Source organism: Roseospira marina (assembly GCF_014197855.1).
Taxonomy (GTDB): domain Bacteria; phylum Pseudomonadota; class Alphaproteobacteria; order Rhodospirillales; family Rhodospirillaceae; genus Rhodospira; species Rhodospira marina.
On the sequence record NZ_JACIGJ010000017.1, the window covers coordinates 1 to 13926 of the forward strand.

Consider the following 13926-nt stretch of genomic DNA (forward strand, 5'->3'; position numbering starts at 1 on the left):
CCCCCACCGTGGCCGACGACACCATTGACTGGGACGCATTTTTCACCCTGCACCACGACATGCCCCGCGAGGGGCCGGGCAGCGACGCGATGACGCCTACTTCTTCCTCAAAATCCGCGACGCCTTCCCCGGAATTCCGTCATGAACCAAAAAAATGGGCCGCTCAAAATCCGCGATATCCCCCTTTTATCGCTTACAAAACCCTGATCCGCCAAAAAACCGCTGACGCATCCGGGTTCGAGGCCCACGGCGCCCGCATCGACGCCGTGCTCAGCGACAATGGTCGGGAATTCTGCGGCCGACCGGACCGACACCCCTACGAGTTGTTCCTCCAACTCGAAGGCATCAAGCACAAACGCACCCAGGTCTCCCGGCCCCAGTCCCACGACATCGTCGAGCGCCTCCACCGCACCCTGCTCGACAAGCACTTCCGCGTTGAGGGCCGCAGGACCTGGTTCGAGACCGTGGACGAGATGCAAATCGCCCTGCAGACTTATCTCGCCCACTAAACGAGAAACGGCCCCACCAGGGCCGCAGGGTGAACGGAGGCGCGCCCTGCCGGGACGATTTCGTACCGGCTCTGCCTACTGGTTCGTCGAGCGCGCGCAGTACGCGAGATCGAAGCCGGTGCAGCGGTTCTTCGACTGGCTTCGGGAAGAGCTGAAAGCATGTCTGGAATGACCCGGCAACCCCAACGGATCATCGTGACCGGCGGCAGCGGGCGGCTTGGCAAAACAATCGCCACGGCCGCCCGACGGGCCGGTGCGCATGTCGTCTCCTGCGATCGAGTTCCGGCGCCGAACGCGGTGACTGCCGACATTCGCGATCTGCAGCGTCTTGCCTCGCTGTTCGACGGCGCGGATTGCGTAATCCATTGCGCCGGGCTGCACGCGCCCCATGTCGGCGTCCAGCCGGACGCGGAGTTCCGTGACATCAACGTCGAGGGGACCGCAACCGTTCTGCGCGCCATGCGGCAGGTTGGGGTCCCCTCCCTCGTGTTTACCAGCACCACGGCCCTGCTCGGCGGCGGCGCGCAGCCGGGGCAACCGGCGCGCTGGATAGATGACACGACTGCTCCCTACCCACGGAGCATCTATCACGAGACAAAGATGGCGGCGGAGAATCTTGTCAGATCGGAATGCGGAGCGTCGCTGTCGGCATCAATCCTGCGCCTTGGTCGTTGTTTCAAGGAAGCGCCAGACATCATGGCGATCCACCGGCTATCGCGGGGTATCGATCCCCGCGACGCTGCCATGGCGCATTTGCGCGCCGCCCGGTTCGTGGCCCAGGAACCGGAGCCGCTAATCGTGAGCTGTTCTACACCATTCCACCATGCGGATTGCGCAGCTCTTGGCTGCGAGGCGGACAAGCTCATCCGCAACCGGTGCCCCACCTTGGCCCGGAACTTCGACGCTCTTGCCTGGCGCCTCCCTGCCACAATCGACAGGGTTTACGACAGCCGTCTCGCCCAGGGGCGATGGGCCTGGCGACCACGCTTCGGCGCGCAGAGCATTGTCGCGCGATGGCTTAGGCCGTAGACTCATAAGCTCTGGCACCACAGGCGTACCGAGACGAACTTGAGAGCGGCGAGGAAATTGTCGGGTCGCTTGTCGTAGCGGGTTGCGATGCCTCGGAACTGTTTGATCCGATTGAAAAACCGCTCCACGAGGTTGCGCTGCCGATAGACCCAGCGGCAGAAGACGAAAGAGCCCTTCCGATTGGCCTTCGGAGGAATGTTGGCCCACGCCTTCCGCTCATCGGCTTTCGCCCGGATGGCGTTGCTGTCGTAGCCCTTATCGGCCAGCAGGATGTCGCCTTCGCCAAGGCCGTCGATCAACGCCTCGGTCTCCGTGCAGTCGGCGACCTGACCGCCGGTCAGGCGGAGGGAGACGGGGCGTCCTTCGGCATCGACGATGCGCGTGGATTTTGCTCGTGAGCCCGCCACGGGAACGTCCCATGCCGCCATCGTCTCCCTCCCCCTTTTTCCCGTGGCCGCGTGCTGATGAACACGAACACAGGTGGAATCGATCATGACGATGTCGCCGTCGTAAGCCTCGGAAACCGCTTCGAGAAGCCGATCCCAGACACCGGCCTTCCTCCAACGGACGAAGCGATTGTAGCAGGTCGTCGGCGGGCCATAACGCTCCGGGATCTCCGCCCAGGGGGACCCCGTCCGAAACCGCCAGAGGATGCCGTTCAGCACCCGGCGATCATCGACACGAGGAACGCCGCGCGGTTTGTTGGGAAGCAACGGCTGGATAATTGACCATTCGTGGTCGGTGAGTTCTGAGCGTCGGCGCGTCATTCAAGGCTCTCTCGTTCGGAAGCCTTGAATCATGCCAGGCCGAAAGCGCCAAGCCGATTTATGAGTTTACGCCCTAACCCCAACCCAGGGCGGCACTGTCAGGTGATTACCCTCTCTGTACACCTCGATGTCTTTCTGCCCACCAAATGTGCCAACGACTTCAAAGCTGCCGGCTATTCACACTCATCTTAAGCACGCTCTACTGAGTCTGCGGCCTACGACGCGGTCAGCGCACGCGGCCTTGCTCCGATCGAGACACCTCCACGACCGTGGCTGGGTCGGCCCGGTCTTGCCCGACCAAGACTGTGTTGATCGCATGAGCCCTATATATCGTACCTTTTACACATAACAACCCGTATATAATGCGTTTTGGCGAGTCCACTCGTGTTTGGCACAAGGCACCTCGCGCACATGCAGACCAAACGCGCCATCCAATGGACGACTCAGCCCTCCAAAATCAGCCGCTACCGACACTTTTCTGTTGACCGCTTTTGTCAGTCCATGTCATTTTATCGGCCGAGTTAGAGGGGGGCCATCCGCAAAGCGGCACAGGCACGCGCTTTTACCCAGCCCCCTCCCCGGACGCACAACACTACCAGTAATCCCGTTATCGTTGGCATTGCCGGTCCGGCCTTATCGCTACAATTCGCGCCAGGCCGGAACAGTTCTCCACTGAACTCCCTACGTTTTTTTTAGCGAGGGTGCCATGAATGCCATTCCTTCGCAGATATCTTACCCCCTCCCCTCTCAAACCAATCTTCCACGAAATACTGCACAGTGGAGGGTCGACAAAAGTCGAGCCGTATTATTAATTCATGATATGCAACGGTATTTTACACGTTTCTTCGCCCGCCAAATGCGCGCCTCTCTTATTCAGAACATCGCTAAAATTCGACAAAAAAGTAACGAGCTTTGAATACCTGTTGCTTACTCCGCTCAACCAGGTGGAATGGACACTCACCAGCGCGGTTTGCTCAGGGATTTCTGGGGCCCAGGCATGGCCATTAATCCCGAGGATCGCAATATTGTGGACGATCTTAACCCCGGCTCAAATGACTGGCGTCTCACAAAATGGCGATATAGTGCATTTTTTAACTCTGATTTGCTCGAAAGAATACGATTAAGTCAGCGAGATCAAATCATATTAACAGGTGTCTATGCGCACGTTGGCGTCATTGCGACAGCAGTCGATGCCTTTTCAAACGACATACAGCCATTTTTCATAGCCGATGCCACAGCCGACTTTACCGAGCATTTCCATTACACAGCTCTCTCTTATGCAGCTCAACGCTGTGCGTTCGTCACAACTTCTGAGAGGGTCTTCGTATGAGCATCACAGCGCCGTGTTCAAATACTCCGCCGGAAATGCTCGAAGCTGTGTTCTCCAATACACCGCCTCCCTACGCGCTTATTCGCCGCCACTCGAGGCACAACGGCGGACAGCTGACCGACTTTCTTATCGGAACCGCTGCCGTATTAAATACACTTGCCGATCTCGAGCCTACAACGGCCTCCTGGAGATCCCCTTATCCCGAGCATGGTGTGCTCGCTCTGTTACCTTTTCGTCAGATCCGCGAGCGAGGCTACGACTACGTCGATGACGGCGCAGATCTTATTGCACTCAGCATTACAAAATCGGCCTTAATTTCATCCGACGAACTCATCCGCAGGCTTCCACAAGAACACATCGAGCTTAGCGGAGAATGGTATGATCTTGACGATAACACATACTCAGAACGAGCTCGCACTATTATTCAGGACGAGATCGGCGGCGGCGCAGGTGCGAATTTCGTCCTTAAGCGGTCATGTTTGGCTAACATTGCCGGGTTCGACAATCTCAAAGCTTTAACTTTATTCCGCCGTCTCATGCTGCACGAAACCGGAGCCTACTGGACGTTCATCGTCCACACGGGCGACCGGGTGTTCGTCGGGGCTTCGCCAGAGCGGCATGTCAGTCTTTCCCGTGGGATTGCCACGATGAACCCAATCAGTGGCACGTATCGATATCCCCCGTCCGGGCCAACCCTAGACGGCTTGATTTCGTTTTTAGCCGATAGAAAAGAAACGAACGAACTTTATATGGTCGTTGACGAAGAACTTAAAATGATGGCCCGCATCTGCGCAACGGGCGGGACCATTTATGGGCCTACTATTAAGTTTATGTCGCGACTTGCCCACACAGAATACCATATTAAGGGTGAATGCACCCTGCGACCCAGTGAAATACTGAAAGAAACTCTGCTCGCTCCCACAGTAACCGGAAGCCCGCTCGAAAGCGCTTGTCGAATCATCAAAAAATATGAGCCTGACGGACGACTATATTATAGTGGCATAATCGCCTTAATTGGCCGTGACAGTGATGGAAACCATGAACTAGATTCTTCCATTCTTATAAGGACGGCCGACATCAGCTCCACAGGCAACCTTCGCGTGAGTGTCGGGGCGACCCTGGTGCGGGATTCGGACCCGCTTTCGGAAGCCGCCGAGACGAAGGCCAAGGCATCAGGCTTGTTGCTGGCGTTGAAGACCAGCGGAGCGGATCAGGGCGAACTTCCGAACCCACGCAACGGAATCGCCGTGACGTTCAAGGAACTCGGGCAAGACGCGAGGGTCTGCAGCGCACTCGCCGGACGTAACACAAACCTCTCTCGGTTCTGGCTTGAGGATTGGCGGCACCGCATTCGTCCACAAAAGGGTCTTCTGGCGCTGAGCGTGCTGATCGTGGACGCTGAAGACACCTTTACGTCGATGATACGCCACCAGTTGGAGTCCCTTGGCCTTTCGGCTGTTGTCCGACGGCACGACGAGCCATTCGACCTAAATTTGTTCGATGTCATCGTAATGGGGCCTGGCCCTGGAAACCCTCTGGACGCGAGTGACAATAAAATTGCCGCACTCGAACGCGTTATTGACACCGTACTATCGGAGCAACGCCCCTTTATTGCCGTATGCTTGAGCCATCAGGTTCTTTCGCGAAAACTCGGGCTCGATTTGTCTCGGCGCCACCGGCCTAATCAGGGGAGGCAGTGTCAGATCAGCCTTTTCGGAAAACAGGAATTCGTTGGTTTCTACAATTCATTCAGCGCCACATCCTCGGTTAGTAATATTACCTCGAAGGACGGCTATAACGTCGATATCTGCCGCGACATTGAAACAAATGAAGTATTTGCGCTACGTTCAGAATTTTTTGTTTCTTTCCAGTTCCATACCGAGTCAGTGCTTTCCCGCGCGGGCGATCAGATCCTCAGTCACTATCTCCAGGACGTTGTTCGCGCGCGATCCTATCTGCGCACCGCTCACCCACGCCTAGACTTGGCCGTCGAGCCCTGATGCACCGGAATGCAAAGGATACGCACTTATGGCTAACAGCTCCACGCTCGTAGTGAGCCGCTCCACCGAGGACGCGATAAAACGGCGTGCCTGGCTTGGACTTCTAACCATTCTTGGCCCCGTTCTCCTCGTGTCAATGGACGGCTCGATCCTTTTTATTGCGATGCCTCGCGTGACATCGGCCATCACGCCTACGGCCGACCAGGCGCTGTGGATTCTTGATATTTACGGCTTCGTGGTCGGTTCCCTGTTGATTGCATTCGGCAATATCGGTGATCGCTTCGGCCGTCTAAAGCTCATCATGGCCGGCGCTCTCCTATTCGGTGTCGGATCGACGGGAGCCGCCTTTTCGACCAATCCAGAGAGCCTCATCGCGTGTCGCCTGCTGATGGGGGTGGGTGGGGCGACCCTGCTTCCTTCCGGTTTGGCCATTGTTGCGGCACTCTTCCCTGACTCCCGGAAACGCGCGCAAGCGATCGGCATATTTGCGGCGACTTTCGCTATGGGTTTCGCGATCGGGCCGGTGCTCGGCGGTTTCCTTTTGCAGATCACCGATTGGTGGGGTAGCGTTTTCCTAATAAACGCACCAATTGTCATCGGATTTCTGGCCGTGGCGCCCATCACTTTAAAAGAAGTACGATCCAGCCATTACGGGCGGATCGACCTTCTCAGTCTGTTCCTGTCATTTGTCGGCATTCTTCTGTTTACATATTCTGTAAAACGTGCGGCAGCGTTCGGACTCACCCAGGAGCAACTTCTGTATGGTGTCGTGGGCATTGCAGCCGTCGTGTGGTTCATTCGACGTCAGCGCGCCATTGAAGACCCTCTGGTCGATCTCCGCCTGTTTGGGGATCGGGTATTTACGATCTCCATTCTGGCGGGATTTCTGTCTCTTGTTGTGTGGTCTGCTGCCGGATATATGACCAGCGTCTATCTTCAATCGGTCTTGGGATACACGGTCTTTGCAACGGCACTGCTAATGCTCCCGGGCGCCGTGGTCATTACCGGAACCTGCATTCTCACGCCGTATATCATCGAGCGCATCGGAAAGAGAGTTGGATTAATTGCAGTTTACTTGCTGATTGCGATTGGCGTAGGTCTTCTTTTGTTTACCGATGTTGACACGGGCGTCACATTGGTGGTCGTATCAACAATCATTGCTGGTGTTGGGTACGGTATATCGTTCAGTCTCGTCGCGGACGTTGCCGTATCGGCCGTCCCGGTCGAGCGAGCGGGCGCAGCCGGCGCGATCGCCGAAACGAGCAACGAGCTTGGCAATGCGTTCGGCATCTCCCTTCTCGGGTCAGTCGCTGCGCTCGTCTTCCGCCTGTACGGCCCGGGACTTGCCGGGACCCTAAACGAAACCTTAGACACCCCGGACATTGCTGCCGACGGGATTATCCGCGCAAACGAAGCTTTTGTCTTCGGGTTTCATATAGCGATGGGTATTGCCGCCGTGATCATGTTGTTCGTCGGTCTGATCGCCGTTCGATGGCTCCCCCGAAAACTTCCTGAATAAATCTCGATCGACGACCTGTACCATCAAGGACTTTTGGTGCCACCCCTAGGCAGGATGACGTTAATGCGTCTCGCTCGAACAGTCGAAGAGGTTATGTCCAAGTTTGCGGACCGCCCGGCGATCGCAGAGCGGCGCACACGCCTCGTTCGCGATCCCGTAACGTCGCGAATGGCGCTCGATTACGAGCACTCGTACACCGCGACGACATATCGGGAGCTCTGGAGGCGAGCGAACATCATCGCTGCGGAGTTCGCACAAAATGAAGACCATCCGGTGCACGCTAGAGACAAAGTCGCCTTCCTGGCTTTTGCCAGCGGCGACTATGCGGCCCTTGATCTGGCCTGTATCCGCTTGGGGGCGGTCACGATCCCACTTCAAACAACGTCATCTGATGCGGAACTCGCTGCCATTCTGGCCGAAACGGAGCCGGTGATCCTGGCGGTGAGCCCAGAGTATCTTGAACGAGCGACGCCCCTGGCGCTTGGGGCACCGTCGGTCCGGCGCATGGTGCTGTTCGATTTCCACTCTCAAGTGGATGATCACCGCGAGATGGTCGAGGCCACCAGAGATGTTCTCGATAGAAACGCAGGCCCGTCGTTAACTTCGCTCGTGGACGCTCTGGAAAGGGGAGCCGGTTTGGCGGAAGCGGACTGGCCTTCGGAAGACGAAACGCACGACCCCCTCGCGATGCTAATCTACACTTTCGGCAGCACCGGCTCTCCAAAGGGAGCGATGTACATCGAAAGTCTAGCGGCCGGAATGTGAGGGGGATCATGGTCGCAGATCTTTTCTGATGAGCGCGCCATCAGTATTCACTACCAGCCGATGAGCCATGTCGCGGGACACTCCTCCCTGAAGAACACCTTGGCCCGAGGAGGGACGTGCTATTTCACGGCGCGCAGCAATCTATCGAGTCTTTTAGAGGATATGCGCTTAGCAAAACCGACGGAATTATCTCTGGTCCCGCGCGTCTGTGAGATGCTCTATCAGCGATACCATAGCGAGCTTGCCAAGCGACGTCCTTTCCTGGTTGGCAACGAAAGCACACTTCGAGCGGACATTCTAAGCGAACTGCGAACGGACGTTCTTGGGGGCCGCGTGCGATGGGCGAGTTGCAGTTCGGCCCCACTTTCGGCAAAGCTCAAGGAATTCACTGAAGACCTTCTTGGCACTGAACTTCATAACGTCTACGGGTCCACCGAGGCTGGCGCAATATGGATTGATAACAAATTGTTAAAGCCGCCCGTCCTCGAGTATACGCTTATTGATGTCCCAGAACTCGGCTATCACAAAACGGATAAACCATACCCGCGAGGTGAATTGCTTCTTAAGACCGCGTCCATCATACCCGGCTATTACAAAAGGCCCGACCTATCAGAGATTTTGTGTGACTCCGACGGGTTTTATCGAACTGGGGACATCGTCACTGAAACCGGTGAGAACGAATTACACTTTATAGATCGACGCAAGAACGTGATAAAACTTTCTCAGGGCGAGTTCGTTGCAACGGCTAAACTGGAAACTCTCTTCGCAGCGAGCCCGCTTATCCGCCAAATCTTCATTTACGCACGAAGCGAGTGGTCGAGCCTATTGGCTGTGATCGTGCCGGCAGCGCATATCCGCGATCAATTCGTCGATATGGAACATGAGCTCAAACGCCTTATTTCCGAATCCTTTCGGGATATAAAGAAAAAAGAACAACTCAAACCCTACGAAGTCCCACGAGACTTCATAATCGAGTGGGAATTTTTTAGTCAGAATAACGGTCTATTATCGGATCACGGCAAGCCGATGTGGCCCAAGCTTCGACAGCGCTACACCACCGAGCTTGACCGACTGTATGAAGCACTCGCCTCCCGCGAGATCGAAAAGATGCAGGGCATTTACCATAATCGAAACGGGCAAACCGTGATGGAAACCGTCAAAATGGCGGTTCGAACTATTATCGGCAGTTCCGACATTGATGTGAAGCCGTCCGACCAATTCCGGGATCTCGGTGGCGATTCATTGTCGGCCGTCCAGCTATCGACCGTGCTTGAGGACGTATTCGACACGCGGATACCGGTCGATATGATCATTAGTCGGGGATCAGATGTCCAGAGCCTTGCTGATTACATCGAACACAAACAGGGTGCCGTGATTGACCGTCCCACGGTAGCATCCATTCATGGTGTGGGAGCAACCGCCTTCCACGCAAGCCAATTGAAGCTCGACAAATTCGTTAGCCCGAACCTATTGGCGCAAGCCAGCACCCTACCTCGCCCAGGCGGGGCGTCGCGTACCGTGCTCCTCACAGGCGCTAGCGGCTTTCTTGGCCGTTTCCTCTGTCTCGCACTTCTTGCAGATCTCGAAGAGTGTGGTGGAAAGCTTGTTTGCATTGTTCGTGGAAAAGACAACGCCTCCGCATACGAGCGGCTTGCCGGCGTGTTTGGGCAGCATGATCCGAAGTTGGATCATGAGTTTCGTAATCTGTCTGCCCGGCGTCTGGAGGTTATAGCAGGGGACATCGCACTTCCGCAGTTTGGTCTCGATCATGATACGTGGGAGCGATTGTCCGGCGAGGTGGATGCGATCGTCCACGCTGGCGCTCTGGTCAATCATGTTTTTTCTTACAGCCAGATTTTCGAGGCAAACGTGCTCGGCACGACGGAATTAATCAAGCTGGCGTTGACCGCGCGTCTGAAGGAGTTTGTCTTCATATCAAGCATTGCGGTGGCGAGCCCGACCGAAAGCAGGAACGCTCTCGATGAGGATAGCGACATCCGCGTGTCTCTTCCGAGCATAGCCATTGATGGCAATTACGCAACTGGCTATGCGACGAGCAAATGGGCCGGCGAGATATTGCTGCGGGAGGCAAATGAAAAATACAGCCTCCCCGTGACAGTATTCAGATCAAGTATGATTCTTGCTCACCGCCGGTATATTGGTCAGCTTAATGTCCCGGACGCATTTACGCGCTTGCTCGTCAGCATCATTCTTACGAGACTAGCGCCCGTGAGCTTTTATAACACGAATGCTATAATGTCGTGTTTGACAGCACATTACGACGGGCTGCCCGTAGATTCCACAGCGGATGCCATCATCACTCTCGGGCTTGGCCATCACGAAGGCTATCGTACCTATAATCTTGTCAATCCACACGACGACGGCATTTCGCTTGATACGGTGGTCGACTGGCTGGACGAATTTGGGTATCGGATCCGGCGGGTCCGCGATTATGTGGCGTGGCGTGACGAATTCGAGGGGGCTCTACAGTCACTGCCAGAGAAGGATCAAAAAAGTTCGACACTCCCGTTGTTGCATGCATACGAAAGACCGCTGACCCCGATATCCGGGTCGTTGATCTCGGCAACGCGATTCGAGCAGGCCGTCCAAAGCGCTGGCATTCGCTTGGAGTGCATTCCGCACATTTCACCGTCATTAATTGCCAAATATGCCCGTGATCTCGAAACGCTTGGCCTCATACCGCCACACGAAAAAAGAGATTCGCGACTGGCATCCTGCGAAGCTGAGCGTATGCATATGTGAGCCGGATCAGCTCCACCGACCGGAGGTGCTGGGGTTCTATTCAGTGGGGCGGCCGATTATTATCCAAGATCGTGTCCAGTCGATTTTTGTACTGACCGGGTCGGTTGGTACCGTCCAGGATCTTTCGCACATTTGGTCACGCGACGGCTCCGGATGATGAGGCCCGCATCGCGTGGAGCGGCGCCATATTCATGTAGCGCCGGGCCGACCACTGCGATCCGGCGATGTGCCGCAGCCGGGCCGCAGCCAGGTTGAGGCAGCTCTGGCCATCGGGGAAGGCGCCCACCACCCGGGTGCGGCGGCGGATCTCCTTCATGATCCGTTCCAGCGGGTTGTTGGTCCGGATCTTGGACCAGTGGACATCCGGGAAGGCGTAGTAGGTCAGCGTCTCACCGATGTGCTCCGCCACCAACTCCGCCGCTCGGGTCAGCTTCTGACGGCGCAGCTCCGCTTCGACAGCATCGGCCTTCTCCTGGGCCGCCTCCCGGTTTTCCTGGGCATGGATCGCCTTCAGCATGTGGGCGATCTCGCGCACCTTCGTGGCCGGCACGTGGCTGAAGACATTGCGATAGAAGTGCACCATGCACCGTTGCCACTGGGCGTCCGGCAGGAAGTCCGCCACGCTCTCCACCAACCCCCGGCAGGCATCCGAGATGATCAGCTGAACGCCCGACAGGCCGCGGTCGACGAGGTGGCGCAGGAAGGCGCTCCAACCGGATTTGTCCTCCTTGGCGCCCTCCCAGATGCCCAGAATCTCCCGGTACCCCTCGGCATTCACTGCGCTGGCCATCAGCAGCGAGACGTTGCGAACCTCCCTGGCCCAGGTCCGCTTCATCACGATCCCATCCAGATACAGGTACGGATGCTCGCCCTCAATCGGCCGGTGACGCCAGTCCTCGATCTTCGCGTAGATCTTCTTGTTCAGACTGGACACTGTCGACGGCGAGACCCGGGTGCCCCACAGCGCTTCGGTGATGTCTTCCACCCGCCGAACCGAGACGCCGGCCAGGTACATCTCGATCAAGGCTTCTTCCACCGAGCTTTCCCGGCGCCGGTAGCGCTCGACGATCGCCGTCTCGAACGTCTGGCGCCGCAGCTTCGGCACCTTCAGCGTCACCTCGCCGGCCTTCGTGTGAAGCGCCCGTTCATAGCTGCCCGCCCGCGTGTCCCGCCGGCCCTCCGACCGCTCGTAGCGCGCTGCCCCGCACAGGCGATCCGCCTCCGCGTCCAGCACCGCATTCAAGGCCTCTTCCACCGTACCGCGGACCCTCTCGCCCAGATGGTCGCGGTTCCGCCCCTCATCGATCTGGATCACCTGGCCCATCGGCGTCGCGCCCTTCTGATCGTCCATTCCAAGCTCCTTCCGTCAGGATAGAAGGAGCCGCCCAATCCGAAAGTGCGAAATAAACCGTACGTTATCGAAGTTTCGAGGGATAAAATCGACCGTAGTAGCCCACCCAGCCCATAAGGACAGGGCGGACCCATGCGGCGATTTCCGCCAGATCAAGATCATTCCTGCGATGCAATCGCCAGCGGCGCACGCTGAGCCGCATCCTCTTGGCCGCCTTTGGACTGACCGCGGGGATGAATGCGACGAAGCGCCCGCCGTGGCGGTTGTGCGCCAATCTGGGCCGGAACGTGTAGCCTAGGGCGTAAACTCGTAAATCGGCTTGGCGCTTTCGGCCTGGCATGATTCAAGGCTTCCGAACGAGGGAGCCTTGAATGACGCGCCGACGCTCAGAACTCACCGACCACGAATGGTCAATTATCCAGCCGTTGCTTCCCAACAAACCGCGCGGCGTTCCTCGTGTCGATGATCGCCGGGTGCTGAACGGCATCCTCTGGCGGTTTCGGACGGGGTCCCCCTGGGAGGAGATCCCCTTAGCGCCCTGTCCAAATTTAGCCGGCCGGCTCCGTTCTTCGAGGCGGTCCTTTCGGGCGGTGGATACCTCCTGAAACTGGGTGACAGAAGCGTTACGGCGTGATCCCATACTCGTCAGCGTCAGGCGATCAGGAGCGGTGGCATGATGGGCCAACCGGCGTTCTGGGCCCTGCAGAATCGCTTTCAGCCGATCTCCAAGCAGGGCGACGCCTTGGAGAAGCCGGCCCGAACGGTGCAGTGCGAACTCCTTCGCCCGACACCGCAGCGCGCTTTGGGGCGCGGCAATCCGGCCAAAAGCAGACGTCGCGCCGTTGATCCGCTCCTCACAATTCGGATGCGAGTCTGGCAGGCGATGCATGGGCTGTCCCTGGAAGAAACGGAAGATCTGGTCGGCGATCTGGTCGCCCGGTTAGAACAGGCCGTCACGGAAACCGGAGTTCTCCCGATGTCCGGCCAGATCGTGGATGCAACCCTGGTCGCCGCCCCGCGCACACATAACGACGAAGAGAAAGAAGCCCGGATTACGGTCGGCGAGACCACCGCTGCCACTTGGCCCGACACGCCAGCCAAGGCTAGGAAGTCCACTGATTTTGCTGACGTTGTTCAATTCCCCGCACCGATAAAAATAAAGGAGCGAATGCCGTGAAAGAAACCGGCGAGCTTGGCCGTAGAGAGAGAAAAAAAGCAGAGCTGAGGTGCGCCCTCATCGAAGCCGCATTTGCCTTATTTGCAGAAAGAGGTTTTGATGAAACTCGCGTTGAGGACATAACAGAGAAAGTTGATGTATCATCAAGAACTTTTTTTCGTTATTTCTCCTCAAAAGAGGAGGTTGTGCTAGAATATTACTCAGTAGAGTATGATGAGATAATCTCTGCTTTAAAGGAGAGGCCCCGCCATGAACACATTATGACGGCTCTCAGGCGCGCAATCGTCAGCGTTACGAGGGGTTGTGAGGAGGGGTTCTACGGGGTCGATGGCGATCGATTCCGTACACTTCGTTCTCTTATCCGCACTCATCCCATCATTCGCGCCAAATGTCTTGAGCAGTCCGATTCTCGAAAATGCCAACTGATTTCTGTTATAGCCCAACGCCTCGAAATCGACGCTTCTTCTGACCTGAGGCCACTATTGTTAGCCGGGGTTTTTGAATTTGCATCAAGCGCGGCATATGATGTCTGGCGGGAACCACAGTCGCGCGGGATTCCTTATTTCAAAATTCTAGACAACGTATTTGATACAATTGAGCGTGAGCTTGGATCGGCGGACGGAAACGTGGAATCCTTGGACGAGGCAACGGACGCTCGTCGTCGCGACGCCGGACGACACCGACGATCTCGCGGTCGTCCGTCCGTCCAGTGAGAC

At 56.9% G+C, this 13926-nt stretch carries 9 protein-coding genes and 3 pseudogenes; 9 read left to right on the forward strand and 3 right to left on the reverse strand.

The genetic code is table 11. The features are described 5' to 3' along the window. Positions 1-236: 236 nt before the first annotated feature. Both GGD82_RS21210 and GGD82_RS17165 read left to right on the forward strand, forming a co-directional pair. Positions 237-664 (forward strand): annotated as a pseudogene (locus tag GGD82_RS21210) (integrase core domain-containing protein); the annotation flags it as partial. Positions 665-668: 4 nt separating this feature from the next. Beyond that, on the forward strand, positions 669-1538 hold the full coding sequence (locus GGD82_RS17165; protein ID WP_150063646.1) for an NAD-dependent epimerase/dehydratase family protein: 870 nt from the start codon (positions 669-671) through the stop codon (positions 1536-1538). A 2-nt stretch (positions 1539-1540) separates the two neighbouring features. Here GGD82_RS17165 and GGD82_RS17170 read toward each other — a convergent pair whose 3' ends face one another. Further along, complete coding sequence (locus GGD82_RS17170; RefSeq protein WP_246163988.1) at positions 1541-2305, reverse strand: IS5 family transposase; 765 nt, start codon at positions 2303-2305, stop codon at positions 1541-1543. A gap of 916 nt (positions 2306-3221) precedes the next feature. Here GGD82_RS17170 and GGD82_RS21215 point away from each other — a divergent pair. From GGD82_RS21215 to car, 4 genes and pseudogenes are all read left to right on the forward strand, one after another. Continuing rightward, the gene (locus GGD82_RS21215) at positions 3222-3635 is read left to right on the forward strand and encodes an isochorismatase family protein (RefSeq protein ID WP_281292761.1); all 414 of its coding nucleotides are present in this window, start codon (positions 3222-3224) and stop codon (positions 3633-3635) included. Beyond that, a complete protein-coding gene (locus tag GGD82_RS17180) occupies positions 3632-5635 on the forward strand; it encodes an anthranilate synthase family protein (RefSeq protein ID WP_150063645.1) in 2004 nt (667 codons plus the stop codon). The genes GGD82_RS21215 and GGD82_RS17180 overlap by 4 nt, the downstream gene beginning before the upstream one ends. 28 nt (positions 5636-5663) lie before the next feature. Then, a complete protein-coding gene (locus tag GGD82_RS17185; protein WP_150063644.1) occupies positions 5664-7154 on the forward strand; it encodes an MFS transporter in 1491 nt (496 codons plus the stop codon). A gap of 168 nt (positions 7155-7322) precedes the next feature. Beyond that, positions 7323-10682: pseudogene (gene car / locus GGD82_RS21720) on the forward strand (carboxylic acid reductase). A 136-nt stretch (positions 10683-10818) separates the two neighbouring features. Here car and GGD82_RS17195 read toward each other — a convergent pair. Further along, a complete protein-coding gene (locus tag GGD82_RS17195) occupies positions 10819-12006 on the reverse strand; it encodes an IS256 family transposase (RefSeq protein ID WP_150063653.1) in 1188 nt (395 codons plus the stop codon). A 91-nt stretch (positions 12007-12097) separates the two neighbouring features. Continuing rightward, positions 12098-12373 (reverse strand): group II intron maturase-specific domain-containing protein, encoded by a 276-nt coding sequence (locus GGD82_RS21635; RefSeq protein ID WP_150063643.1) that lies wholly within the window; start codon positions 12371-12373, stop codon positions 12098-12100. 31 nt (positions 12374-12404) lie between these two features. On the opposite strand from GGD82_RS21635, the pseudogene GGD82_RS17205 reads away from it, so the two are divergent. From GGD82_RS17205 to GGD82_RS17215, 3 genes and pseudogenes are all read left to right on the forward strand, one after another. Next, a pseudogene (locus GGD82_RS17205) lies at positions 12405-12563 on the forward strand (transposase); the annotation flags it as partial. A 143-nt stretch (positions 12564-12706) separates the two neighbouring features. Further along, entirely contained in the window at positions 12707-13210 is a 504-nt protein-coding gene (locus tag GGD82_RS17210) for a hypothetical protein (RefSeq protein ID WP_150063642.1), read from the forward strand. Further along, on the forward strand, positions 13207-13923 hold the full coding sequence (locus tag GGD82_RS17215) for a TetR family transcriptional regulator (RefSeq protein WP_170284425.1): 717 nt from the start codon (positions 13207-13209) through the stop codon (positions 13921-13923). The genes GGD82_RS17210 and GGD82_RS17215 overlap by 4 nt, the downstream gene beginning before the upstream one ends. Positions 13924-13926 lie beyond the last annotated feature (3 nt).